Origin of the sequence: Microbacterium sp. ACRRU, from assembly GCF_022346945.1 — a bacterium.
Taxonomy (GTDB): Bacteria; Actinomycetota; Actinomycetes; order Actinomycetales; family Microbacteriaceae; genus Microbacterium; species Microbacterium mcarthurae.
Window position 1 is genome coordinate 23,469 of the sequence record NZ_JAKRNI010000021.1, and the last position, 24,792, is coordinate 48,260.

The window sequence follows — 24,792 nt, forward strand, 5'->3', positions numbered from 1 at the left end:
TCGACGAAGCCCCGGCCGCACGAGCGGGCGGCCGGGGCTTCGTCGGAGACGTCAGTTCTCGCTGACGCGGCGGCGACGACGCAGCGCCAGGCCGAGACCCACCGCCAGGAGCCCGAGGACGACGGCTCCGAGCGACAGCGCTCCGCCCGTCACCGCCAGCGACGGCCCCGCGTTCGGAGCGGCCGGGACGCTCGCCGGCGGCGTCGTCACGCCGGGTCCGGCGGCGCGGATCTCGAGGGGCACCGACACCCGCTCGTCCCCGATGAGGGCGACCAGCTCGTGCCGTCCCGCGGTGACGTCCGCGGGGAGGGTGACGGTGACGCGGAACGCTCCGGCGGCGTCGGTGCGCACGGCGCCCAGGTCGACCGGTGTGGAGCGCAGCTCCAGACGCCCGTCCGTGTCGGCGGGCCATCCCGTGCCCGAGACGGTGAGGACGCCACCGGCGACGAGGTCGCCCGACACCGCCAGCGTCGGATCTCCCGCCTCGGTGCCAATCGCGGCCGACGCGGTCCCCCCGACGTTGCCGGCGAGGTCCACGGCGCGGTAGGTCACCGCGGTCGCGCCCTCCGGGACGGTGACGGTGGCCTCAGCGCCCGCGGTCGTCGTCCAGGCACCGCCGTCTCCCACCCGGTACTCGATGCGGTCGACCCCCGAGCCCTGGTCGCTCGCGGTGAGACGCACGGTGCGGGTCGTGGCATCCACCTCGCTCGTCGCCGTCGGGGCGAGACGGTCCAGGCGGATTACCGCGGTGACGGATGCCGAGACGTTGCCGGCGGCGTCGATCGCCCGGAACGCGAGGTCCGCCGTCCCGTCGACCGGAGTGAACGCGCCGGTGTACGCCGCCCACGTCGTCCCACCGTCGGCGCTGATCTCCAGGCGCGGAGCGTCATCGGTGTCGTCGGTCGCGGTAGCCGAGACCGATACCGGGGACACGTACCAGCCGTTCGCTCCGTCGGGCGCGGCGGGCGTGGCCGCGACCGACACCGTCGGCGCCTGGGTGTCGGGCGTGCGAGTGTGCATCCGCAGGAAGGTCACCGAGTACGGCGCGAACGTCCGCGTGAAGGTGCCGCTGACGGCGACCTCCGTGGTCTCCGGCGCCACGGGGGTGGCATCCGCGGTGTTCACCGCACCCGGGGCCGCGGCCAGCACCGTCATCTGCGCGGTGGGGAGCACCGCGAGACCGCCGAGGTCGATCTCGGTGACGGCTTCCTTCGCCTGCGCGTTGACGACCTTGAGGATGACATCACCCGTCGCCTCGTCCGTCGTCATCACCTGCGCGAAGGGTTCCACCGCGGTGTTGGTGAACTTCCCGGCCTGCTGTCCGTCGACGAACAGCGTCACTTCGGGACCGCGCACCTGGATGCGCAGGTCGTACGTGCGCCCGGTCTCGACCCGGGGCGTCCCGGTGTCGGTCACGATCGACTTCGTCCCGCCGACGGCCTTCTCGACCACGCTGCGTGTGTTGCCCCATCCGCCGAGGTTCCACCACAGGTAGTCGGCCGACCCCTGCACACCGAACCCGACGAGGAAGCCCTCGGCGCCCGCGAGCTTGGTCGCCTTCAGCGACACGTCGTAGTCCGTGGCATCCAGGGCGGGACCGGCGACGAGCGTGTTGTTCGCCGTCGTCGACGACTGCACGTAGCTGCCGTCGGCCGCCGACCACGAGCCCGCGGTGGCGAGCTTCGTCCAGCCGTCGTCGTTCTTGTCGGCGAAGTCGTCCGCGAACAGCGTCTCCCCGCCGGGGGTCGTGACCTTGACGTCGTCGTAGCGTGCCGACGTGCTCCATGTCGACAGGCCCACGGCGCCGGGGAGGCTCGTCGGCGCGAGGTCTCCCCGGGCCTCGGTCGGCACGACGCGGTCACCGGTGTTGCGCATGAACAGCTTCTGCACCTCGTAGTTGGCCGAGCCCCACACCTGGTCGCGGTCGAACCAGATGAGGTCGGGTCGCCACTGCGTGCTGCTCTGGTCGGCGAGGAGCGGCGCGTACGACGCCATCTTCACCACGTCGGCGTTGCGCTCGATTCCGGTCATGTACGCCGCCTCGGACAACGCGTTGAAGAAGCGGTTGTCGCGCGAGGCGTACTCGCCGATCCACACGTCCGGTCCGTTGCGGTCGTACGCGTCGTAGCGAGCGTTGTGCGACAGGAACCACGACGGGTCGCGGTAGTAGTGCTCGTCGACCATGTCGACCTTCTCCGCGCGGTTCTGCTCCCAGTGCTTCTCGAACGTCGCGCCCTCGGCGTCCGGCCCCGAGTTGCTGATCAGGATCATGTCGGGGTACTTCGCCTTGATGGCATCCCGGAACTTCACGAAGTTCGCCATGAACGCCTCGGGGTAGTTTTCCTCGTTGCCGATCTCGATGCGGTCGAGACCGAACGGTTCCGGGTGCCCCATGTCGGCGCGGAGCTTGCCCCACGTCGTGTCGACGCCGCCGTTAGCGAACTCGATGAGGTCGAGCGTGTCCTGGATGTGCCGCTCGAGCAGAGCCGGGTCGGTCGGCTGCAGCGCCTGACCGCAGCCGTTCAGCAGCGCGGGCACGTCCGGCACGGGCTTGGCGCCGATGTCCTCGGCGAACTGGAAATACTCGAAGTACCCCAGGCCGAGCGACTGGTTGTAGCCCCAGAAGTTGGCGTTCGTGGCCCGGGTCTCCACGGGCCCGACGCTGTCCTTCCACTGGTACGACCGGGCGCGCTCGTACCCGGATGCCGCGGAGTAGTCCTCGTGACTGTTGACGTTGACGATGCAGCCGCCGGGGAACCGCACGAACTTCGGGTGCAGGTCGGCGATCTTCTGCGCGATGTCCTTGCGCAGACCGTTGGGGCGCCCCATGAACGTGTCCTGCGGGAACAGCGACACCTCGTCGACGCGGAGTGTTCCGGTGCCGCCGGCCTGCAGGAGCAGACGGGCGCGGTCGGTCGTCGCGGTTGCGGTGACCGTCCCGGTGTACTTCACCCAGCCGTCGCCGGCCACCGTCGCGGTGAAGGGGTTCGACACCGGGGTGCCGTCGGCGGTGCGCAGCACCAGCGAGACGGCGGTACCGACGGGAGCCGTCGTCCGGGCCCAGTACGACACGTCGTACACGGCGCCGGAGGTGAGCGCGATGCCGGTGTCGAACCCGGCGTTCTCGACGCCGTAGGTGCCCGCGCCGGTGCTGGTCAGATCCAGCTGCAGGTAGGTGCGGTTGCGGTCGTTCATGCGCGACGCATCGTTCACCGGCTGCGCCGAGCCGCTGCCCCCGACGCCGACGGGAGTCCACGCGGTCATGCCGGTGAAGTCGCGGTTGTCGACGGGCATGAACTCGAACGAGCGGTTGCGCACGAGCTCCGCGTAGAGCCCGCCGTCGGCGGCGTTGTTGATGTCCTCGAAGAACACGCCGTACATCTCGTCGGAGATCTCGGCGCCCTCGTCGTCCGGCGACGCGGTGATGGAGTAGTCCGCGGTCTCATCGGTCGGGTAGGCCTCGAGCAGACGCTGCTGCTCGGCCGCGCTGATCGGCAGCACCGTGCCGTGCCGCGGACGCGTCGGCAGCTCGGCATCCGGGACCGACGTCCAGTTCCCCGACGCGATGTCGCGCGTCTCGAACATCATGTAGCCCTGGCCGCCGTGGTAGCTGGGCTGGTCGACGAGCATGTACCAGTGACCGGCCTCGGCGTTGTCGGCGAACACCGTGGGACCTTCGCCGTTGGTGAACGTGCCACCCCACGGGTTGGGCTGGCCGACGCCGATCTGCTCCTTGACGAGCTGCCAGCCGGGGGTCGAGGTGGTGGTGGGGAGCGACCCGGTCACGGTCGCGGTGAGGTCGGTCGAGCGCTCCTGACGGACGGTCATGGATGCCTCGTCCTTGATGAACCGGTAGAAGACGTCGCCGTCGCGCACGATCGTGGCGTCGATCGTGCCCTTGCCCGCACCGCGCTTCACGTCGACCCAGGGCTGGGGCTCGCTGAAGGTCACGAAATCGCGCGTCGTGACCATCATCATCCGGTTGTAGCTGTCGGCGGCGCGGCGACCGTCGGTCGAGGCGCTCGGGTACAGGTTCGAGGCCCAGTAGACGACGTACTCGCCGCGCTCCGGGTCCCACGTGGCCTCGGGCGCCCAGGTGTTTCCCGCGAGGGCGCTCGACACCGTGATCTGCCGCAGCGGGCTCCACGTCACGAGGTCGTTCGACTGCCAGACGTTGAGCTTCCGGCTGCCCACTTCCTGCGCCCGGCCGAAGTCGCCGTTGTACCGGTCGAACATGTTCAGGTCGGTCGACAGCATGTAGAAACGGTCGCCGTCGGGCGAACGCAGCACGAACGGGTCGCGGATGCCTTCCTCGCCCTGGTCGGAGGTGAGGACGGGCTTCCCGTCGTTCAGGGTGAGCCAGCTGCGCGGGTCGTTACCGCGCGACGTCGCGAACGAGATCTCTTCGTCGGTGGTCGTGCTCTCCCCGGTGAAGAAGGGGAAGAAGTAGGCGCCGAGCTCCTGCGCCGCGGGCAGCGGCTGCACGACGAGCGAGAAGCTGCGGATCGCCGAGCTGGACCCCTTGCTCACGGTCGCTGTGACCTCGACCGTCCGGGCAGCGTCACGTTGCCCCGCACGTCGTCGGCCCTGGGCACGGCGAGCGCGGCCGCCGCGGCATCCACGTCCTCCTGGTTCGAGGGCGTGCCCTCGGCGACGAGCGCTTTCACATCGTCGTCGGTGAGGGCGGTGTCGTAGATCGCGACGTCGCGGACGCCGCCCTTCCAGAACCGGTCGGGGTACGACGACTTGCCGATGTACGACACCAGGCCGGTCCCGAAGTCGGCGACGGTTCGCGTGGATGCCACGGTGCCGAGCTTCGTGCCGTCGAGGTACGCCGTGATCGAGGTGGGCGTGATCACCGTCGTGTACAGCGCCCACGCGTCGGTCGCCGCAGGGCCCGCGACGCCGCGCGAGGCGTCGGTGGGCGAGATGCCGCGCTCGAGCGTCCACGGCTGTCCGATGCGCGGACCATCGGTCAGGACGGACTTGACCCGCCCTGCGGGGTTGGACGGGTTGAGCAACCAGTACTGCTGCGGCAGGTTCTCGGTCGTCCCGAAGAACATCGCCGCCTGGTTGCCCGCGCCGGTACGGTCCTGAAGCCACGCCGACACTGTCACGGTGCTGCGCCCGTCGAAGAGCCCGGTCGGCAGTTCGACGTAGGCGGCGCTCGATCCCGCAGCCCCACCGGGCAGCGACAGCGCATCGCCGTCGATCGCGAACCCGGTTCCGCGGACCGTCGCGTCGCGCCCGTTGCCGGAGGAATCGGGGACGGTCGTGCCGGTGGTGGCCGCGAAGTCGTACGAGGCGATCGGCGTGGGCAACGGCGCTGCGGCGACAGCGGCAGCGGGAACCAGGCCGCTCAGCACGACGGCAGCGGCGGCGAGCAGGGAGCCCGCGCGGCGGATGGTCTTCCCGCGCGCGGCTTCCTCGGTTCGGGGGTGTGACAGCACCAAGCTCGTCCTCCTCGACGATGGGCGTGCCGGTGATCCGGCAGAGGGGCGCTGAATGTGAGCGCTCACTTTGGCACCATCTTCGAGGGGCGGAACACGCGGTGTCAACACTGTTTCACAGGGGTGGCTCTCACTCTCACTGCGTGTGAAGCTTCACACGGCCGTTCCCCTGGTCCGGCCAGCTCGCGCCGGAAGCAGTGACACGGCCCGTATTCGCTACTGTCGATTCGCCCCGACCCTGGAGACCGCCATGGCTCAGACGTTCACCGACATGCCGCTCGAGCTGCTGCGCGAGTACCGCCCTGAGCTGCCGGAACCGGAAGGTCTCGACGCCTTCTGGTCCGAGACCCTCGCCGAGGCCCGCGCCGCCGCGCGGCCGGCGACGCTCCTCCCGGTGCCCACGCCGGTGCGGGCCCTGTCGATTCGCGACCTGACCTTCACCGGGTTCGCCGGCGACGAGATCCGCGGGTGGGTCGTCCGCCCGCACGGCGACGAGGCACTGCCGGCGGTCGTGGAATTCATCGGCTACGGCGGTGGGCGCGGCCTCCCGGGCGACAAGATCGCCTGGGCAGCGGCGGGCTACGTGCACGTGATCATGGACACCCGCGGCCAGGGCTCGGGCTGGAGCATCGGCGACACCCCTGACCCCCACGGCTCCACCGCCGCCTACCCGGGCGTCATGACCCGCGGCATCCACGACCCCCGCGAGTACTACTACCGCCGCCTCTACACCGACGCCGCGCGGCTGATCGACGTGGTGCGCGAGCTCCCCGGGGTGGATGCGACGCGCATCGCCGTGACCGGCGGAAGTCAGGGTGGCGCGCTCGCGATCGCCGCCGCCGCCCTGTGCCCGGACACCGTCGCGGCCGTGCTGCCGGATGTGCCGTTCCTGTGCGACATCCCGAACGCGATCGTCCGCACCCCCTCGGCGCCGTTCACCGAGGTCACGCGCTGGCTGTCGATCCACCGCGACGACACCGCGGCGGCGCTGCACACCCTGTCGCACATCGATGGCGCCGTCCTCGCGCGGAGGATCACCGCCCCGGCGTTCTTCTCGGTCGCCCTGATGGACGACATCGTGCTGCCGTCGGGGGTGTTCGCCGCCTTCCACGCGCTGTCGTCCGAGGACGCGGCGATCGAGGTGTACCCCTACAACGGCCACGAGGGCGGCGGCACGCGCCACTGGGCTCGCCAGGTCGCCTGGCTCGACGCCCGCTTCGGCGTGAGCTGACGCCCCGGGCGCGCGAGCCGCCCCGGCCGCACAAGTCGCCCCGGGGCTGACGCCCCGGGTGGCGCGAGTCGCCAAAATTTGTCGCCTGACCGCGCTCAGAGGCGACAAATCGTGGCGACTCGCGCACGGAAGGGGCGACGGGTCAGCGCCAGTCGCTCGGCGCCGGGCGCTTGGTCGACGGCAGCGCGGACGCCGCAGCCCACTCATGCACCCACGCCTCGACGTCGGGCACACCCTCGGGCCGCCCCACGGCCGCGAACAGCTCGTCGTGCGGGACCGTGCCGCCCGAGCGTCGGAGGATGCGCGCCCGGATGATGGCGCGCGCGTAGATCTCGCCCTTCACGACCGCGCGGTGTTCGAGGTACACGGCGCGGTCGTCGTGGCCGAGCAGCCGCGTCTCGAGGTCGAATCGCTGCCACAGCTCCAGCGACCGACGGAACGTGATGGTCTCCGCCGCGACAACGGCGTACCAGCCGTGCGACGCCATCGCCCCCGCGATCCCGGTGCGGGTGAGCAGATCCCACCGCCCCAGGTCGAACAGCGACAGGTAGCGGCCGTTGTTGAGGTGCCGGAGCAGATCGATGTCGGTGGGGAGCACGCGTAAGCGCAGGCGCCCGACCGAGTTCGGGTCGACGGGACCTTCTCGCCGCAGGCGTCGACGCGCACGGAAGAGGACCAGGAGGGTGCGCCACAGGACGTTCACGACGGGCGAGCGTAGCGTTTCGACGACGGTCGGGCCAGATCGGTGTGCATGACCTACAAAGGGCACCGTGCGTCACCGCTTGTACCGCATTCCGACCCCCGATTCCGCCGATTTCCCACTGACCGGAGCCGCGCGTAGAGTCACGCCATGACTGCGGAAACCCGAGCCGACATCGTCGTCCGTCCGGTGCGTGACGTGGATGCCGAGGCTCTCGGCCGTGTGCACGCGACGTGCTGGCACGAGACGTACGACCACCTGATCAGCAAGGCCGCGCTCGAAGCGGTGTCCCCCAAGCGTATGGCCGAGCTGTGGACCCACTGGGCCGCGCAGGGCGAGGACTACCGCATGCACGCGGCGCTCGTCGACGGCGAGATCGTCGGCTTCGTCGGGTCGGGCCCGGCCCGCGACGACGACGCTCCGCGACCGCGGGAGCTGTACTTCATCTACCTGCTCGACCAGTTCCACGGCACCGGTATCGGCCAGCAGCTCTTCGACGCCGCCGTCGAAGAGGGCGAAGGTCTGTACCTGTGGGTGGCGGACGACAACCCCCGCGCGCATCGCTTCTACACGCGCAACGGGTTCACGCTCGACGGGGCGACCCAGGTGCAGCCCTTCCTCGGTGAGGAGCTCACCGAGGTGCGTTTCGTCCGCTGACGTGCTGCAGATCTGGGCGCTGCCCGGCATCGGCGAGATCTCGCCGGGCGCGGACCTGGTCGCGGTGATCCGGGCCGCGGTCGACGCCGACTCCCGCGCGGACGCCGACCTGCGCGACGGCGACATCGTCGTGGTCACCAGCAAGATCGTGTCGAAGGCAGAGGGACGCATCCTGCGCGCCGACGACCGCGAAGACGCCATCACGCGCGAGACGGTGAGGCTCGTGGCATCCCGCACCTCGCCCGCCGGGCACGTCACCCGCATCGTCGAGAACCGCCTCGGGATCGTGTCGGCCGCGGCAGGCGTCGACGCCAGCAACACTCCGGAAGGCACCGTCCTGCTGCTGCCGGAAGACCCCGACGCCTCGGCGCGTGCCCTCGCGGCGGGGCTGCGGCAGGCCACGGGCGCCCGCGTCGGCGTGCTCATCACCGACACGCTCGGCCGCGCGTGGCGCGAGGGCCAGACCGACCATGCGATCGGCGCCGCCGGGGTGCACGTGTTCGAGGATCTGCGCGGTACGACGGATGCCGAAGGCCGGCCGCTCATCGTGACACTGCCGTGCGTGGCCGACGAGATCGCCGCGGCGACCGACCTCGTCAAGGGCAAGGCCGCGCGCCTGCCGGTCGCGGTCGTGCGCGGGCGGGGGGACCTGGTCGGCGACCTCGATCTTCCCGGCGCACGGTCGATCGTCCGGCCGGCCGAGCGCGACATGTTCCACCTCGGTGCCGACGAGGCCTACGCGGCCGGGTTCGAGGCCGGGCGCGCTGCCTCCGACTGAAACGGCTCGTTCAGGGGCCCCTCGCGCGCTGCCGCGCACGGAGGCGTCTCCCCCGGCGCTGCCGCGCGATCGGCGTCTCACCGCACCCCGCGGGCCGCGAGCGCCTCGCCGAGCTGATCGGCGTGCCGCAGCGACAGCACGACGAACGGCACGAGGGCGGCACGCAGCGACGGCCGCACGCCCCGGGCGCGCTGGGCGTCGCGCACCTCGGCGGCGAGCCGCGCGAGCACCGGAACGGTCGTGATGGTCACCGCGAGGAGCACCGCCGCGCGGTCGGCATCCATCCCGATCCTCCGGAGAGGACGCAGGCCCCGCTCGAGAGCGTCGAGCAGGTCGTCGACGCGCGTCGTCAACGGGAGCAGCGCGGCCACCAGCAGGGCAGCCGCGACCCGCGCCGTGTTGGCGAGGGCCGGCTCCGGGCCGAGGAACATCAGCTGCCCGAGCGCCGTGACCGCGAGGACCCACCGCAGCCCCCACATCTCACGGCCCAGCGTGCGCACTCCGACGCCCGGAATGACGTAGGCCGAGAACACCGCGACCGCGCAGACCGCCGCCGTCCACGCCGCGGTCGGCAGCGCCGAAAGACCGATCGCGGCCGCGGCGAGCAGCAGCATCTTCGGCCCCGCGGGCAGGCGATGCAGCACCCCGGTGCCGGGCCGGTAGAGGCTCAGCACACGAGAGCCCGCTCGTAGGCGTCGATCACTTCGGATGCCGCACCCGCGGCATCCACTCCCCCGTCTGCGAACAGCACCGCGGCGTCGCAACGTCGTGCGAGGGCCAGGTCGTGGGTGACGAGCACGAGTGCGTGCCCGGTCTCGGCGAGCAGATGGTCGGCGACGCGGCGGGCGTTGCGGGCGTCGAGGTAGGCCGTCGGCTCGTCGGCGACGACCACGTCGGGCTCGCGCACGAACGCACCGCACAGCGCCAGCAGCTGCTTCTGCCCCCCGGACAGGTCGTGCGCGGGCCGCTCGGCCATGCCCGTGAGCCCGAAACGATCCAGGGTGCGCGCTACCCGCTCCGCGCGCTCCGACCGCGACAGGCGCTGGGCGCGCAGCGAGAAGCCGACATCGTCGGATACGACGGGCATCACGATCTGCGCGTCGGGATTGCTGAGCACGAGGGCCACGCGGCGGCGGTGCTCGCCGGCATCCGCGTCCGGATCGAGACCCCCCATCCGCAGGTCGCCCGCGTGCCGTCGGACGAGACCCGCGAGCACACGGGCGAAGGTCGACTTGCCCGACCCGTTGTCTCCCACCACCGCGATGGTGCGCGCGTCGAGATCGAGGCTCACTCCGCGCAGCACGTCTCGCCCGTCGAGCCGCACTCCGAGGTCGCGGCAGTGCAGGATCACGCGGCGACGGGGGCCGGCTCCGACGCGGCCTCCGTGCGCCACGCGCGGCGGAAGCCCCGCGGGTACCCCCGCACGAGCAGCGTGACGACGACCGTCGCGATCGCCGCCTTGAGCAGGTCGCCCGGCAGGAAGATCAGGCTCGTCAGCGCGGTCTCTGCCAGCGGAAGTCGCGTCACCAGGCTCTGCACCGGGATGCCGACCGCGTAGATCGCCACGACGCCCCCGGCGATCATCGCGACCGCCGTGCGCCACCACACGGGACGGCGGTGCCCCGCGTGAACGATAAGCCCGACGACGATCGCGCCGAGGATCCACCCGAGGGCGTACCCCGCGGTGGGTCCGAGGAAGATCGCGAATCCGCCACGTCCGCCGGCCAGCAGCGGCAGGCCTACCGCGACGAGGGTCAGCAGAATCGTCACCGACAGGGCGCCGAGCCAGGGCCCGAGGATCGCGCCGGCGAGCATCACCCCGAGGGTCTGCGCCGTGATGGGCACGCCGCCGAAGACCGGGAAGCTTCCGGGAAGGCCGAGCGCCGCGATGAGCGCGGCGAAGACGGCCACGCGCGCGAAGTCGGTGGCATCCGGGGTGCGAGAGGAAGAGGGCATGTCGGTCCTTACCTGAACAGCGTTCACCTGAACGGCGTTCACTATACTCGGAGCCGTGACCCCTCCCGGACGCGGCCGCGGCCACTCGGCCGACGACGTGGCGCGCGCAGCACTGCGCATCCTCGACGACGACGGCCTCGCCGACCTCACCATGCGCCGCCTCGCGACGCGCCTCGATGTGCAGCCGAGCGCCCTCTACTGGCACTTCCCCAACAAGCAGTCGCTGCTGGCGGAGCTCTCCGGCCGGATCGTGGCGCAGGCGGCATCCCTCCTGCGCGGCTCCGGGGTCGCCGCGGAGGCGCGAGCCCTGCGCGACGCGCTCCTGGCCTACCGCGACGGCGCCGAGGTCGTCTCGAGCACGCTCGCGCTGGGCCTCGGCTCGACCGCGGCGCGGGATCGGCTGACAGCCGCCGTTGCGGCCGAGGGCTTCGCCCAGGACGTCGCGGCCCGCGCCGCGACCACGCTGCTGCACTTCGTCCTCGGCCACGTGTGGCACGAGCAGCAGCGGCTGCAGTACGACAGCGTCGGCGTGGTCACTCCCGGCGCCACCCACCCGCCCGAAGCCGACTTCCTGTTCGGCGTCGACCTCATCCACCGCGGCCTGCACGCGGCGGCATCCCGCCCGGCCTAGCCCCCCTGGCGCCCCCGCCGGGCGGCGGGCAGTCACTGACTAATGTCACCCCCGGTCGTGACGCGGCGGCACTGTCGCCGCAGGGCGGCGGCGACTGCGATGGAACCATGTCCGATTCCCATCACGTCCCCTCCCCGACGCCGTTCTGGCGTCGACCGTTCCGAGTCATCCGCGAGAACAGACGCGCCTACCTCGCCCTGAACGCGGCCGCCTACGGACTGCTCGTCGCCGGGTTCGCCGTGGGGCTGCTCTTCCCCGAGTTGCCCGCTGCCCGGGCCGCCACCCTGGAGACCGACGGGACCGGTGAGCTCGTCACGGCGGTCGCCTCGTCCGCGCCGCTCTTCGCGGTGGTGATCCTCGCCGTGAACGTGTTCCGCCTGAGTCTGCTCACCATCGTCCTGCCGTCGCTCATCGTGCCGTTCGCCGGCCTGGCGTTGTTCGGATGGTGGGCGGTGGTGACCGGCGTGACTCTCGTCCCGTCGATCCCGGTGGGCTGGGTGGCGCTCATCCCGCACTCCCTCACGGTGCTCATCGAGCTGCAGGCCTACATCCTGCTCCTGCTGGGGAGCTACCTCCTCGGGCGGAGCTGGCTGCAACCGAAACGGGTCGGCGCCCTCACCCGGCGTCGCGGTTACGTGCGGGGGCTGAAGAGTCTCGGCCTGCTGGCTCTCCCCGCCCTCCTGCTTCTCGTCGTCGGGGCCGCGTGGGAGGCGGTGTCGCTGCGGTACCTGGTCCATCCTCTGAGCCAGATCCTGCTCTGATCATGCGGATGCCAAGACGCACCCGCGGAGGCTGGCGCGCCCGCATGGCCGAGCGGCGAGTCCGACCGGGCGACGGCCGTCCCCTCGCCCCGTTCCGCTGGTGGCAGACGCTCAGCCGCTCCCTGTTCCTTCTCACGCTCCCGACATCCGCCACGTCACCGACTCGCTACGCGATCGACGTCCGCACACTCGGCGATCGAGAGGACGGCGAGATCCGGGCGCGACTCTATCGCGACGGCGCGCTGCAGGCGGTGTCGCGTCTCCCCGCCCGATTTCCCGTTCCCGGCGGGCACATCGAGGGCGCCGCACGCGCCTCGGGCCTCCGGCGCTGCCACTTCGTGTCTTCGTCGGGCCAGGAGCGGGCGCTGACGCCTCACCCCCGTTCCGGCGAAGGGCTGCGGGCCAGACTGGACCGCACGCACCCGCGGGTCAGTCGGGCCATCGGTGTGGCCTCGGCCGTGATCGTCACCATCGGGGCCTGCCTGACCGTCCCGCAGGTGATCGAGGCGGTCTCGCGGATCCCCCTCATCGCGGATTCGCTCGGCACCTTCGTCTCCCCGCTCCACCTCCCGCCCGCGATGAATGCCGCCATCACGGTGGCCGTCGTCATCGCGAGCGGAGAGCGCGCTCTGCGTCTGCGATCGTCGTGGCTCGACGAACTGGCCACGTGACAGCGTCGCGGCGCCCGGGATGCCTCCCCAGCAGGCGAGCACCGCACCGGGTCACCTCAGCGTTGCTTCACGTCTCCGAACAGGCGCGCGATCGGAATGAGCAGCGACGGGCGCGCCGCGATCCACGCGGCCGTCATCGCCACCAGGGATGCCGCGAACAGCAGGAGTCCGGTCGGATCGGACGCGAACGCGTCGGGGTCGACCGAGCCGCGAGCGGCATACATGTGGTTGAGGTTCCGCAGCGCTCCCGTGGCGAGCACGAGGAAGACGTGCACGGCGATGAAGGCGACGAAGAAGAGCATGACGGGGAAGTGGATGCGACGCGCCCACTCCGCGGGGAAGAGTCGGTTCAGCCGCTCCGCGTCGCGCGGCCACACACCCGACAGCCGCACTCCCGTGACGATCGCGAGGGGCGCGGCGACGAAGGTGATCGTGAAGTACGACAGCTGCTGCAGGCTGTTGTAGTTCACCCACCCGTTCTCGGTCGGCCAGTCCAGGGCGGCGTACTGCAGAGCCGCCGAGATCGCGTTCGGGAACACCTCCCACGACGTCGGGACGATGCGCATCCATTGCCCCGTCGCGAAGAGCAGCACGACGAAGAGGATGCCGTTGACCATCCACAGCACGTCGATGGCCTGGTGGAACCACAGCGCGAGACTGATGCGGCGGCGCTTGTTGCCCCGCGGTGACCAGAAGACGTCCGGCCGCTTCTGCCGACGGAACTGCAGCCCCGACCGGATGACGAGCAGCAGGAACAGGCTGTTGAGGAAGTGCTGCCACCCGAGCCACGCGGGAATCCCGACGGGAGCCGCCGCGGGCAGGTCGTACGCCCCGGGGTAGACGGCGAGGAATTCGCGCACGGGTCCGAGCGACACGACGACGCGCGCCATCAGCACGACGAACGTCGCGAGGATGAGAGCCAGCGCCCCCAGCAGGAGCAGCGATCCAGCCCACTGGGCGATCGTCAGCTCGCCGATGCGGCGCGGCTCGACGCGCGAAGACCCGCGCTGCGGGGTGCGGGGTGTGGACGCCATCTACTTCTCGGGGCTGGAGCGAGGACCGACCTCTGACGATACCGGGATCGAACGGCCTCTCCCCACGCAGGGCTCGCCCTTGGTAGCCGGAGCGAATGGTGGTAGCGCGGTACCGTGAAGCGGGAGGAGGACGGATGGCTAGACGCCTACCGGTCGACCCGATCGCCGAAGCCCGACGCCAGTGGGTCGCGCACGGCTGGGACGACGCCGCCGACGGCATGACCGTGGTGACGTCGGTGATCCGCGCGCACCAGCTGCTCATGGCATCCATCGATCGCGCGCTGAAACCGCTCGACCTGACGTTCTCGCGGTTCGAGATGCTGCGGCTGCTGGCCTTTACACGTGAGGGACGGATGCCGATGGCCAGCGCCATCGCGCGCCTGCAGGTGCACCCCACGAGTGTCACCAACACCGTCGAACGCCTCGCCCGCGACGGTCTCCTGACGCGAGAAGCGCATCCGACGGACGGCCGCGCGGCCCTGCTCGTCTTGACGGATGCCGGTCGCTCGCGCGTCGATGACGCCACCGACGCGTTGAACGTCGTCTTCCGCGACCCGGGGCTCGCGCCCGCGGACGCCACCGAGCTGGTGCGGATCATCGCGCGGTTCCGCAAGGCGGCCGGCGATTTCGCCGACCCGTCGCCGACTCCCGACCCCCTGTGACGCGCACGACCCGCGTACCGGTGTCTCCGGCAGCGCGCGGTCGCCGACGCCGCACCCTCGGGTCGACGCGCCGCCGACTCAGCGGTGCGTGAAGTTCGGGGCCCGCTTCTCGCGGAACGCCGCCATGCCCTCTTTCTGATCGGCGGTGTCGAACAGCGCCGCGAACGCCTGCCGCTCGAACCGCGCCCCTTCGGCCAGCGTCGACTCGAGCGCGACATCGAGCGCCGCCTTTGCCGCGTAGAGCGCCGGCAGGGGCTTCTCGGCGATCGTGCGCGCGACCGACTCCGCCTCCTCCCGCAGGTCGGCGGCGGGGACGATCCGCGAGACGAGCCCGGCGCGCTCGGCCTCGGCCGCATCGATCATGCGCCCGGTCAGCACCATCTCGGCGGCCTTGTAATACCCGAGCGCCCGCACGAGCCGCTGCGTCCCGCCCATGCCGGGGATGACGCCCAGCTGGATCTCGGGCTGACCGAACTTCGCCTGATCGGAGGCCAGGATGATGTCGCACATCAACGCCAGCTCGCACCCGCCGCCCAGGGCGTATCCCGAGACGGCCGCGATGACGGGCGTGCGCACCGCGGCGAAGCGACTCCACGCGCCGAAGTGGTCGGTGAGCGTCATGTCGAGCCCCGACTTCCCCTCCATCTCTTTGATGTCGGCGCCCGCGGCGAACGCCTTCTCCGACCCGGTGACGACGATCGCGCCGACGTCGGGCGCGTCGTCGAACGCCGTCGCCGCCGCGACCACCTCGACCATCGAGCGGGTGTTCAAGGCGTTGAGCGCTTCGGGCCGGTCGAGGGTGATCCACCCCACCCGTCCGCGCTGCTCGACCCGGATCGTCTCGTACTCGCCGGCGTGATCGGTCATGCCGCTCCCCTCGTGTCGTCCTGCTGGCATCGTCGCACGCGTCCCCGACATCGCGGAGGGGGTTCCGCTCACGCCGCGAGGACGCTCCGCCCGACGATGAGCCGCATGATCTCGTTCGTCCCCTCGAGGATCTGGTGCACGCGCAGATCGCGCACGACCTTCTCGATCCCGTAGTCCTGCAGGTACCCGTAGCCCCCGTGCAGTTGCATCGCCTCGTTCGCGACCCGGAACCCGACATCGGTGGCGAACCTCTTGGCCATGGCGCAGCGGGTCGGAGCGTCGGGCGCCTTGGCATCCAGATGTTCCGCCGCGGCGTGCACGAGCAGCCGCGCCGCCTCCAGCTCGGTGGCCATGTCGGCGACGGAGAAGACGACCGACTGCTTCTCGGCGAGCGGCTCGCCGAACGTGAACCGCTCGTGCACGTAGGCGACCGCACGCTCCATCGCCCAGCGCGCGCCGCCGAGAGAGCACGCCGCGATGTTGAGGCGGCCGCCGTTGAGCGCCGCCATCGCGATCCCGAATCCGCGTCCCTCACCGCCGAGCAGGTTCTCGGCGGGAACGCGGACCTCGTCGAACACGACCTGCCGCGTCGGCTGGGCGTTCCAGCCCATCTTCTTCTCGCTGGGACCGAACGACAGCCCCGGGGCGTCGGCGGGAACGAGGAACGCGCTGATACCGCGCGCGCCCGGCTCGCCGGTGCGCGCCATGACGACGTAGACGGATGCCTCGCCGGCACCCGAGATGAACTGCTTCACGCCCGTGAGCACGAACGTGTCGCCGTGGGGGATGGCCGAGGTCGTGATCGCCGCGGCATCCGACCCCGCCCCCGGCTCGGTGAGGCAGTACGCGCCGAGATGCTCCATCGAGACCAGGCCCGGAAGCCACCGCTCGCGTTGTGCGTCGTCGCCATAGGCGTCGATCATCCAGGCGACCATGTTGTGGATCGTGAGGTAAGCGGTGACCGTCGGGTCGCCCGCGGCGAGCTCTTCGAAGATCTCCACCGCGAAACGACGCGGAAAGCCCGCACCCCCGGACTCTTCGCGCACGCAGACGCCGCCGAGTCCCAGCTCGCCGGCGCGGCGCAGAACGTCGCGGGGGAAGTGCTTCGCGGCATCCCATTCCAGGGCGTGGGGGGTCAGCTCGGTCGCGGCGAACTCGCGGACGGCGTCGAGGATGGCGGCGCGGTCGTCAGCGGTCAGGGCGTCGAGCGCGGGGGCGGGGGTGGTGTCCATGCGGCTCTCCTTCGTCGGCGACAGCATTGTCGCGAGAGCGATTTTAGATGGACGTCCAAGTAATTGCGAGGATGACAAAAGATCAGGCGGCGGCGACCCCGAACAGCGCTCCGACCGCGTACGTCGCTCCCAGCGCGAGCGCGCCGCCCATGACGGTGCGCAGGATCGCCCGGCCCCGCCGTGCGCCGCCGATCCATGCGGCCAGGTACCCCGTGATCGCCAGCGCCACGAGCACCGCGACGAACGTCAGCGGCACACGCACCGCGACCGGAGCGAGCAGGATCGTCAGCATCGGCAGGATCGCCCCGACGGTGAACGCCACGGCCGAGGCGAGCGCGGCAGCCCACGGGCTCACCACGTCTTCGGCGTCGATGTTGAGCTCGACGGCGAGGTGCGCCTTCAACGCATCGGATGCCGTGAGCTCGGTCGCGACGCGTGTCGCGGTGTCACGGCTGAGCCCCTGCGCCTCGTACAGCCCGACGAGCTCGGCGAATTCGGCCTCGGGGTCTTCCGCCAGCTCGCGGCGTTCCTTCTGGATGAGCGCGTGCTCACTGTCGCGCTGACTCGACACCGAGACGTACTCACCGAGTGCCATCGAGATCGCCCCACCGACCAAAGCGGCGAGCCCCGCGACGAGCACGGGCCCGACCGCGTTCGTCGCACCCGCGACACCGACGACGACCGCGGCCGTCGACACGATGCCGTCGTTCGCGCCGAGAACGCCCGCCCGCAGCCAGTTCAGGCGCTGCGCGAGCCCCTGGCGGTGGGGTTCATCGGGATGGGTTCCCGCCGGCGAGTTGGTCACGCGGCCAGGCTAGTCCTGTCTCACCCACCGGCCGCCCGCGGTGAAGGACGAGGTGACTTCGCCCGCGCACCGCCCCGTCCCTTCCCGTCGTGTTCACCCCGCCGTCACCGCCGCTGGGCACAGTGAGAGAGATCGACGCCTCCGTCGATCGTGTCATCCCACCCGACACCCCGAGGACATCCATGCCTTCGACGTTCCTTCGCCGCGCCGTCGCGTTCACCGCGACCACCGCGGCGGTGTGCGCGCTCGCTCTCACGAGCGCAACGGCGGCTTCGGCCGCCATCGTCCCCGCCCCCGTCTCGAACAGCGCCCCCGGCGCGGCGATCGGCCTGACGCCGGTCGGCTCGTACGACACCGGCGTCTACAAGGAGTCGGCCGCCGAGATCGTGCAGACCTACCGCGACCGCCTCTTCGTCGTGAACGCGCAGGCCGGCACCGTGACGGTGCTCCTCAACAGCGACCCGACGAAGCCGGTGAAGCTCTTCGACATCGCCTCGAACGGTGTCGCCAACTCCGTCGCCGTCCGCGACGACGGCCTGGGCGTCATCGCCTTCGAAGCCGACGACAAGACCGCCGCGGGCCACCTCGTCTTCTTCGACGCGAACAAGGACGACGCGGCATCCGCGGTGCTCGGCGAAGTCGCCGTCGGCGCCCTCCCCGACATGGTGACGTTCTCGAAGGACGGCGCGTACGCCGTCGTGGCCAACGAGGGCGAGCCCGCCGACGACTTCTCCACCGACCCCGAAGGATCGGTGAGCGTCGTCGCCCTGGCATCCACCCTCACCGCTCCCGCGCAGAGCGCGGTGAAGACCGCGGGCTTCCGCGCGTTCGAGCCCGGTGGCACCAAGACGCTCGACCCCAAGGTCCGCGTGTTCGGTCCCGACGTCGCCGCACCCGACCAGGGCTCCACGCCGCTGTCGGCGAACCGCGTCTCGCGCAACCTCGAGCCCGAGTACATCACCGTCGACGGCACCGTGGCCTACGTCACCCTGCAGGAGGCCAACGCCGTCGCAACGGTCGACCTCGCCAAGGCCGAGGTGACCGGCATCCTGCCCCTGGGCTACAAGGACTGGGGTGCGAGCGCGCTCGACACCAGCGACAAGGACGGCGGGATCGACATCCGCGCGGTCTCGGGCCTGAAGGGCCTGTACATGCCCGACGGGATCGCGTCGTACTCGGCGAACGTCGACGGCAAGGCCGGGACCTACCTCGTCACCGCAAACGAGGGCGACGGACGCGAGTGGGGCGACTTCATCGACGAGGCCCGCATCAAGGACCTCGGCAAGAAGGACCTCGCGGCCATCTGCGAGACCTCGCCGCTCGCCGGCCGTTCCGCGGATGCCGACCTCGGACGCCTCAAGGTCGTCACCGACCTCGGCAAGACCGCCGACGGCTGCTACAGCGAGCTCTACGCGTACGGCGGCCGCTCGTTCTCGATCTGGGACACCAAGGGCACGCTCGTCTTCGACTCCGGCGACGACTTCGAGCAGAAGCTCAAGGAGGTCGCGCCCGAGCTGTTCAACGTGTCGAACGACAACAACACCGTCGACGACCGCAGCGACGACAAGGGTCCCGAGCCCGAGAACGTTGCAATCGGCGTCGTCGACGGCCGCACGTACGCCTTCATCGGCCTCGAGCGGGCGGGCGGCGTGATGGTCTACGACATCACCGACCCCAAGAACGCCACGTACGTCACGTACGTCAACAACCGCAACGCCTCCGCCGACGTGAAGACGGCCGCCGCGGGCGACCTCGGTCCCGAGGGCATCACCTTCGTCTCGGCGCTGCGTTCTCCCATCGGCATCCCGCTGCTCATCACCGGCAACGAGGTGTCCGGGTCGACCACCGTTTTCGAGGTGCGCCCGACGCAGCCGAAGACCCCCGACCTGCAGATCCTGACGATCAACGACTTCCACGGTCGTCTGCTTCAGGAGAGCGGCGGCGTCGCGGGCGCCGGTGTTCTCGCCGGCGCGGTCGAGAAGTACCGGCAGCAGAACCCGAACACGCTGTTCGTCTCGGCCGGTGACAACATCGGCGCGAGTGCGTTCGAGTCGTTCATCGACCAGGACACCCCGACCATCAAGGCGCTCAAGGCCGCGACCCTCGACATCAGCGCGGTCGGCAACCACGAGTTCGACCGCGGCTTCGCCGACCTGACCGACCGGGTCATCCCGGCGTACGGCGGCAACACGGGTGACTTCAGCGACTTCGCGCTCGGCGCCAACGTGTACGAGAAGGGCACGAAGACGCCCGCCCTCAAGCCGTACACGATCAAGGAGGTCGACGGCACCAAGGTCGCCTTCGTCGGCACCGTGACCCGGCAGACCGCCGGCATGGTCGACCCGTCGAAGATCGCCGAGATCGAGTTCGGCGACCTCGTCGAAGCGGCCAACCGCGAGGCGAAGAACGCTCGCGAAGCGGGCGCCGACATCGTGATCGTCCTCGCCCACGAAGGCTCCGAGGGCACCGACTGCACGAAGATCGCCACCGAGTCCGGCGACTTCGGCGATCTGGTCCGCGGCGCATCGAGCGACGTGGATGCCATCGTCTCGGCGCACACGCACCAGAAGTACGCGTGCGAGATCGGCGGACGTTCCGTCATCCAGGCGGGTCAGTACGGCACGAACCTTGGCACGCTCGACATCGACCTCGACGACGCCGGCGAGCTCGTCTCGATCACGCCGGGGGTGCGGTCGCTGTACGACTCCACCGTCTCGCAGTGGGTCGCGTACCCGCAGACGCAGGTCGCGAAGATCGTGGCGGATGCCAAGGCCACCGCCGACGTGAAGGGCCAGGTCGAGGTGGGCCGGATCACCGGCGACATCACCCGGGCGAAGAACAACACCGGCGGAGAGGACCGCGGCGCCTACTCGACCCTCGGCAACACCGTCGCCGACGTGTACCTGTGGGCCACGAGCGAGAACCCCTCGTTCAACGGTCAGGACGCGCAGATCTCGTTCATGAACCCCGGCGGCCTTCGCGCCGACCTGCTGTACGGCACCGACAACGGCTCGGTCTCGTACCGCGAGGCGGCGAACGTGCAGCCCTTCGGCAACACGCTCGTGACCCTCTCGCTCACGGGTGCGCAGCTGAAGTCAGTGCTCGAGCAGCAGTGGCAGCCGCAGGGCGCCTCGCGTCCCGTGCTCGCGCTGGGCGTGTCGAAGGGATTCGCGTTCGAGTACGACCCCAACGCCGCAGCGGGTTCGCGCATCCTCGCGATGTCGCTCAACGGCACGCCGATTGACCTGACGAAGTCGTATCGCGTGGTCACGAACTCGTTCCTCGCGGCGGGTGGCGACAACTTCACCACCTTCGCGCAGGGGACGGGCAAGGCCGACTCGGGTCAGATCGACCTGCAGGCCACGGTGGACTACTTCACCGCGAAGGGCACGGTCGCACCGTCGCCCCTGGGTCGCGCGTACCTGAAGGGGGCGCAGCCGGTCGACGAGGGCACCACGCCCACGCCCACGCCGACGCCGACCCCGACTCCGACCCCCACCCCGACCCCGACCACTCAGCCGACGACCTCGCCCGCCGCGGTGAGCGTCACGGCGAGCGCGACGCGCGTCGAGCAGGGCGGGTCGTTCACCGTCACGGTCGCGGGCCTGAACGCCGGCGAGCAGCTGACCGCGACGCTGAACAGCACGCCGACCGCGATCACCGGCATCCCGGCCGCTGACGCGAACGGATCGGTCACGTTCCGCGTGAACGTCCCCGTGGCGCTCGAGCCGGGGACGCACACGGTGGTCATCACGCGCGCCGACGGCACGGTGCTGAGCCCGCTCGCGATCGAGGTGTTCCGCAAGGGCACCCTCGCCGCGACCGGCGCCCAGGCTCCGTGGGGCGTCGCGCTGGCGGGTGGATTCCTGCTGGTCGCCGGCGGTCTGACCTTCGCCCTGCGTCGTCGCCGCACGGCCTGACCCCGGCACGGCAACGGCCCTCACCCCTCCGGGGTGGGGGCCGTTCCCGTTCGCGGCGGCGCCGTGCCTGCGCGCGAGTCGCCACGATTTGTCGCCCGGGCGGGGCCCGAGGCGACAAATCCTGGCGACTCGCGCCCTACGGACGGAAGCGCCGGAGCAGCGCGGCGAGGGCCTGGCCGCCGCCGATGCACATCGTCACCACCGCGTACTCGAGGTCGCGGCGCTGGAGGTCGAGGGCCGCGCGGACCGTGAGGATCGCGCCGGTCGCGCCGACGGGATGGCCGAGGGCGATCGCGCCGCCGTACGGGTTCACCTTCTCGGCATCCAGGCCCGCGTCACGGATCACCGCGACCGCCTGCGCCGCGAACGCCTCGTTCAGCTCGATCACATCGACGTCGGCCGGGGTGAGTCCGGTCTGCTCCCACAACCGCTGCAGCGCGAGCACCGGGGCGTAGCCCATGATCTCGGGGTCGACGCCCGCCGTGGTGACGGCCTCCAGCGTCGCGAGGCCCGCGAGGCCCTGTGCGCGCACGTCGTCCTCGCGCATCAGCACGGTCGCGGCGGCACCGTCGTTGATCCCCGACGAGTTCCCCGCCGTGACCGTCCCCTCGCGCTCGAACGCGGGCCGAAGCCCCGCGAGCACCTCGCGGGTCGTCCCGGGCCGCGGATGCTCGTCGACCGACACCTCGACCGGCCTCTTCCCGCCGGTCGCCACGGGCACGATCTCCTCCGCGAACGCCACCCGGGCGGCATCCGTCGAAGCCCTCCGCTGGCTCTCCACCGCAAACGCGTCCTGCTCTTCCCGCGACACGGAGTACCGGGATGCCACGATCTCAGCGGTCGTGCCCATGTGCCGGCCGCTGAAGGGGTCGGTGAGGATCGCGAGCGTGCCGTCGAGGAGCGTCCGGTCGCCGAGCCTCGCGTTGCCGCGGGCACCGTACTCGAGGAACGGCGTGCGCGACATGCTTTCGTCGCCACCGGCGACCACGACGTCGACGCCGCCCCACCGCAGTTCTTGCGCCCCCGACCAGATCGCCTGAAGCCCCGACCCGCACAGACGGTTCACGGTGAAGGCCGGGACGCGGGTCGGCAGCCCCGCCGCGAGCGCGACGCGGCGGGCGTTGTACGCGTCGGGTCCGTTCTGCGCGATACAGCCCATGACGACCTCGTCCACGGCATCCTTCGGCACACCCGCGCGGTCGAGCGCCGCGGTGACCGCAACGGCCCCGAGCTCGTGCGCGTCTACGCTCGACAGCGCGCCGCCGAACGAGCCGATCGGGGTGCGCGCGCCCGAGACGAGGACGATGCGAGAAGCGTTCGGCGCCATGGGGACCTCCGGGAAGAAGCGGGGATGACAGCATTGTGCCTCGCGCGGCATCCGGGGGCATGCGATGGCCCGCGCGACACTGGCGGGCGCCCCAGGGCCGCTGCCAGACTGACCGCATGCTCGTCACGACCATGAACGATGTCCCCGGCCGTCAGATCGTCGAGGTCTACGGAGAGGTCACCGGCCTGACGGTGCGCGCCCGCAACATCGGCGTGCAGTTCGGCGCGGGGCTCAAGTCGATCTTCGGCGGTGAACTGGAGGGGCTCACCAAACAGCTGCAGGAAAGCCGCGATGAAGCCAAGCAGCGTCTGATCGAGCAGGCGCAGGCCCTCGGCGCGGATGCCGTGATCGCGATGCGCTTCGACACCAGCGAGGTCGCACAGAACTTCCAGGAAGTCGTCGCGTACGGCACGGCCGTGAAGCTCGGCTGAGGGGCTCAGCGCCAGGACTCCAGCGTCGTCGGGACGGATGCCAGGGTCGCCACGGCCGCGTCACGGTCGGCGCGGGCGAGGGTGAGCGCTGCGACGACGAGCGACGCGCAGACGCCGGCGAGGGCGTCCACGGCATCTGGCGAGAGATCGGGGCGACGGTCGGCGACGGCGGAGCGAATGGCGGCCCGCATCTCGGCGGCGTAGCCGGACACGAGCGCGCGGATGTCGTCGTCGTCCGACGCCAGTGGCGATGCTCCGGCGTTGAGCAGGAGGCATCCCAGGCGAGCGCGGGAACTGTCGGCCGCGATCGCCGCGCGCATCTGTTCGACATACGCCTCGAGAGCGCCCGGGTCTCCCCCGCCCAGCGGTCGCAGGCGCGTTCGCACGACATCGTCGAGGTATCCGGCGAGCACCGCGTCGAAGAGTCCGCGCTTGCTGCCGAACGCGTTGTAAAGGCTGGAACGGGTCAGGCCGGTGGCGTCTTCGAGTTCGGCGATGCCCGTCTCGGCGTAGCCGTGCTGCCAGAACACATCGCGCGCGGCGTCGACGACGGCGCGGCGGTCGAATGTCGGCATCCTGCCCATGGGTTTCCTTCTTCCCGGTCGAGGCCTATATTAGACCGGTCGTTACAAAATAGCCACGCAAGGAGAGACATGCGCGCGATCGTGCACCCCCAATTCGGCGAACCCGCCGATGTTCTGAGCGTCGATGAGGTTCCGACCCCCGAGCCCGGCCCCGGCCAGGTGCGTCTGCGGGTGACGCTCTCGCCGATCCACAACCACGACCTGTGGACGATCCGCGGCGACTACGGCTTCAAGCCCGACCTCCCCGCCCGCGCCGGCACCGAGGCCGTCGGCATCATCGACGCGATCGGCGAGGGCGTCCACGGGCTCGAGGTGGGCCAGCGCGTCGCCACCGGCGGCACCTTCGGCGTCTGGGCCGAGTACGTCGTCGCCCCGGCCGCGGGCCTCATCCCCGTCGCCGACGCCCTCCCCGACGAGGTGGCCGCGCAGCTCGTATCCATGCCGTTCAGCGCCATCAGCCTCCTGCACTCCCTCGACCTCACACCCGGCGACTGGATCGTGCAGAACACCGCCAACGGAGCCGTCGGGCGCATGGTCGCGCAGATCGCGCGGGCGCGTGGCATCCACGTCCTGGGGCTGGTCCGTCGGCAGAGCGCCGTCGACGAGCTCGCCGAGCAGGGCATCGACAACGTCGTGTCCACCGACGCCGACGACTGGCGCGAGAAGGCTCTCGCGATCGCCGACGGCGCGCGGATCGTCGCGGGCGTGGACTCGGTGGGCGGCTCGGCGAGCAACGACGTGCTGTCGCTGCTGTCTGACAACGGCACGCTCGTCATCTTCGGCTCGATGGGCGCCGGGAAGCTCGAACTCTCCGCCGGCGACATCATCTTCCGCCAGGCGACCGTGAAGGGATTCTGGGGCAGCGTCGTCAGCAAGACGATGGATGCCGAGACCCGCGGTGCCCTCTTCGGCGAGCTGTCGCGCTACCTCGCCGACGGTACGGTCACCCTGCCCGTCGCGGCGACCTTCGACCTCGACGACATCCGCGAGGCCGTGACCGCGAGCCTGTCGCCGCGCGTCGGCAAGGTGCTTCTGCGCCCGTGAGCCCGGGCGGGCGCCGCCGCCCCTGGGTCGGCGCCCGCCCCTGTCTCTTAT

22 protein-coding genes are annotated in these 24,792 nt (G+C 70.9%); 10 read left to right on the top strand and 12 right to left on the bottom strand.

Annotated elements, in window-relative coordinates; genetic code table 11:
• Positions 1-51 precede the first annotated feature (51 nt).
• Positions 52-4,530: an alpha-L-arabinofuranosidase C-terminal domain-containing protein gene (locus tag MHY30_RS10655; protein WP_239276899.1), complete on the bottom strand. Its 4,479-nt coding sequence runs from the start codon at positions 4,528-4,530 to the stop codon at positions 52-54.
• Positions 4,527-5,450: a LamG domain-containing protein gene (locus MHY30_RS10660; protein WP_239276900.1), complete on the bottom strand. Its 924-nt coding sequence runs from the start codon at positions 5,448-5,450 to the stop codon at positions 4,527-4,529. The genes MHY30_RS10655 and MHY30_RS10660 overlap by 4 nt, the downstream gene beginning before the upstream one ends.
• A gap of 250 nt (positions 5,451-5,700) precedes the next feature.
• Here MHY30_RS10660 and MHY30_RS10665 point away from each other — a divergent pair, with 250 nt between their 5' ends.
• The gene (locus tag MHY30_RS10665; RefSeq protein ID WP_239276901.1) at positions 5,701-6,681 is read left to right on the top strand and encodes an acetylxylan esterase; all 981 of its coding nucleotides are present in this window, start codon (positions 5,701-5,703) and stop codon (positions 6,679-6,681) included.
• 142 nt (positions 6,682-6,823) lie between these two features.
• On the opposite strand, the gene MHY30_RS10670 is transcribed toward MHY30_RS10665, so the two are convergent.
• On the bottom strand, positions 6,824-7,384 hold the full coding sequence (locus MHY30_RS10670) for an acyl-CoA thioesterase (RefSeq protein ID WP_239276902.1): 561 nt from the start codon (positions 7,382-7,384) through the stop codon (positions 6,824-6,826).
• Between the two features lie 147 nt (positions 7,385-7,531).
• Between MHY30_RS10670 and MHY30_RS10675 the strand changes: the two genes are divergently transcribed.
• Positions 7,532-8,038 (top strand): GNAT family N-acetyltransferase, encoded by a 507-nt coding sequence (locus tag MHY30_RS10675; protein WP_239276903.1) that lies wholly within the window; start codon positions 7,532-7,534, stop codon positions 8,036-8,038.
• A gap of 1 nt (position 8,039) precedes the next feature.
• A complete protein-coding gene (cofE, locus tag MHY30_RS10680) occupies positions 8,040-8,816 on the top strand; it encodes a coenzyme F420-0:L-glutamate ligase (RefSeq protein WP_239276904.1) in 777 nt (258 codons plus the stop codon).
• Positions 8,817-8,893: 77 nt separating this feature from the next.
• Here cofE and MHY30_RS10685 read toward each other — a convergent pair whose 3' ends face one another.
• The 3 genes from MHY30_RS10685 to MHY30_RS10695 are packed head-to-tail and all read right to left on the bottom strand — an operon-like array spanning position 8,894 to position 10,772.
• Positions 8,894-9,490 (bottom strand): energy-coupling factor transporter transmembrane protein EcfT, encoded by a 597-nt coding sequence (locus MHY30_RS10685; protein WP_239276905.1) that lies wholly within the window; start codon positions 9,488-9,490, stop codon positions 8,894-8,896.
• A complete protein-coding gene (locus MHY30_RS10690) occupies positions 9,484-10,167 on the bottom strand; it encodes an energy-coupling factor ABC transporter ATP-binding protein (RefSeq protein WP_239276906.1) in 684 nt (227 codons plus the stop codon). The genes MHY30_RS10685 and MHY30_RS10690 overlap by 7 nt, the downstream gene beginning before the upstream one ends.
• A complete protein-coding gene (locus tag MHY30_RS10695; RefSeq protein WP_239276907.1) occupies positions 10,164-10,772 on the bottom strand; it encodes a biotin transporter BioY in 609 nt (202 codons plus the stop codon). The genes MHY30_RS10690 and MHY30_RS10695 overlap by 4 nt, the downstream gene beginning before the upstream one ends.
• Before the next feature lie 55 nt (positions 10,773-10,827).
• Between MHY30_RS10695 and MHY30_RS10700 the strand changes: the two genes are divergently transcribed.
• The 3 genes from MHY30_RS10700 (at position 10,828) to MHY30_RS10710 (ending at position 12,835) form a co-directional block, all read left to right on the top strand.
• Positions 10,828-11,403: a TetR family transcriptional regulator gene (locus tag MHY30_RS10700; protein WP_239276908.1), complete on the top strand. Its 576-nt coding sequence runs from the start codon at positions 10,828-10,830 to the stop codon at positions 11,401-11,403.
• 107 nt (positions 11,404-11,510) lie between these two features.
• Positions 11,511-12,164 (top strand): hypothetical protein, encoded by a 654-nt coding sequence (locus tag MHY30_RS10705; RefSeq protein WP_239276909.1) that lies wholly within the window; start codon positions 11,511-11,513, stop codon positions 12,162-12,164.
• Between the two features lie 44 nt (positions 12,165-12,208).
• The gene (locus MHY30_RS10710) at positions 12,209-12,835 is read left to right on the top strand and encodes a hypothetical protein (RefSeq protein WP_239276910.1); all 627 of its coding nucleotides are present in this window, start codon (positions 12,209-12,211) and stop codon (positions 12,833-12,835) included.
• Between the two features lie 56 nt (positions 12,836-12,891).
• On the opposite strand, the gene MHY30_RS10715 is transcribed toward MHY30_RS10710, so the two are convergent.
• Entirely contained in the window at positions 12,892-13,869 is a 978-nt protein-coding gene (locus tag MHY30_RS10715; RefSeq protein ID WP_239276911.1) for a cytochrome b/b6 domain-containing protein, read from the bottom strand.
• 134 nt (positions 13,870-14,003) lie between these two features.
• Here MHY30_RS10715 and MHY30_RS10720 point away from each other — a divergent pair, with 134 nt between their 5' ends.
• The gene (locus MHY30_RS10720; protein ID WP_239276912.1) at positions 14,004-14,531 is read left to right on the top strand and encodes a MarR family winged helix-turn-helix transcriptional regulator; all 528 of its coding nucleotides are present in this window, start codon (positions 14,004-14,006) and stop codon (positions 14,529-14,531) included.
• Positions 14,532-14,609: 78 nt separating this feature from the next.
• Here MHY30_RS10720 and MHY30_RS10725 read toward each other — a convergent pair whose 3' ends face one another.
• The 3 genes from MHY30_RS10725 to MHY30_RS10735 all read right to left on the bottom strand — a co-directional run bounded on the left by MHY30_RS10725 (position 14,610) and on the right by MHY30_RS10735 (position 17,435).
• Positions 14,610-15,398, bottom strand: coding sequence for an enoyl-CoA hydratase-related protein (locus MHY30_RS10725; RefSeq protein ID WP_239276913.1), 789 nt, complete (start codon positions 15,396-15,398; stop codon positions 14,610-14,612).
• A gap of 68 nt (positions 15,399-15,466) precedes the next feature.
• Positions 15,467-16,630 (bottom strand): acyl-CoA dehydrogenase family protein, encoded by a 1,164-nt coding sequence (locus tag MHY30_RS10730; RefSeq protein ID WP_239276914.1) that lies wholly within the window; start codon positions 16,628-16,630, stop codon positions 15,467-15,469.
• Between the two features lie 82 nt (positions 16,631-16,712).
• Positions 16,713-17,435 carry a VIT family protein gene (locus MHY30_RS10735; RefSeq protein WP_239276915.1) on the bottom strand — a complete coding sequence of 241 codons (723 nt, stop codon included), beginning with the start codon at positions 17,433-17,435 and terminating at the stop codon, positions 16,713-16,715.
• A 182-nt stretch (positions 17,436-17,617) separates the two neighbouring features.
• Between MHY30_RS10735 and MHY30_RS10740 the strand changes: the two genes are divergently transcribed.
• Positions 17,618-21,355, top strand: a complete 3,738-nt coding sequence (locus tag MHY30_RS10740; RefSeq protein WP_239276916.1) for a choice-of-anchor I family protein — start codon at positions 17,618-17,620, stop codon at positions 21,353-21,355.
• 136 nt (positions 21,356-21,491) lie between these two features.
• On the opposite strand, the gene MHY30_RS10745 is transcribed toward MHY30_RS10740, so the two are convergent.
• A complete protein-coding gene (locus MHY30_RS10745) occupies positions 21,492-22,682 on the bottom strand; it encodes a thiolase family protein (RefSeq protein ID WP_239276917.1) in 1,191 nt (396 codons plus the stop codon).
• A gap of 116 nt (positions 22,683-22,798) precedes the next feature.
• On the opposite strand from MHY30_RS10745, the gene MHY30_RS10750 reads away from it, so the two are divergent.
• Positions 22,799-23,113 carry a YbjQ family protein gene (locus MHY30_RS10750; RefSeq protein ID WP_138178090.1) on the top strand — a complete coding sequence of 105 codons (315 nt, stop codon included), beginning with the start codon at positions 22,799-22,801 and terminating at the stop codon, positions 23,111-23,113.
• Between the two features lie 5 nt (positions 23,114-23,118).
• Here the strand turns inward: MHY30_RS10750 and MHY30_RS10755 are convergent, their stop codons facing one another.
• The gene (locus MHY30_RS10755) at positions 23,119-23,688 is read right to left on the bottom strand and encodes a TetR/AcrR family transcriptional regulator (RefSeq protein WP_239276918.1); all 570 of its coding nucleotides are present in this window, start codon (positions 23,686-23,688) and stop codon (positions 23,119-23,121) included.
• A 78-nt stretch (positions 23,689-23,766) separates the two neighbouring features.
• Between MHY30_RS10755 and MHY30_RS10760 the strand changes: the two genes are divergently transcribed.
• Positions 23,767-24,741, top strand: a complete 975-nt coding sequence (locus MHY30_RS10760) for a zinc-binding dehydrogenase (protein ID WP_239276919.1) — start codon at positions 23,767-23,769, stop codon at positions 24,739-24,741.
• Positions 24,742-24,792 lie beyond the last annotated feature (51 nt).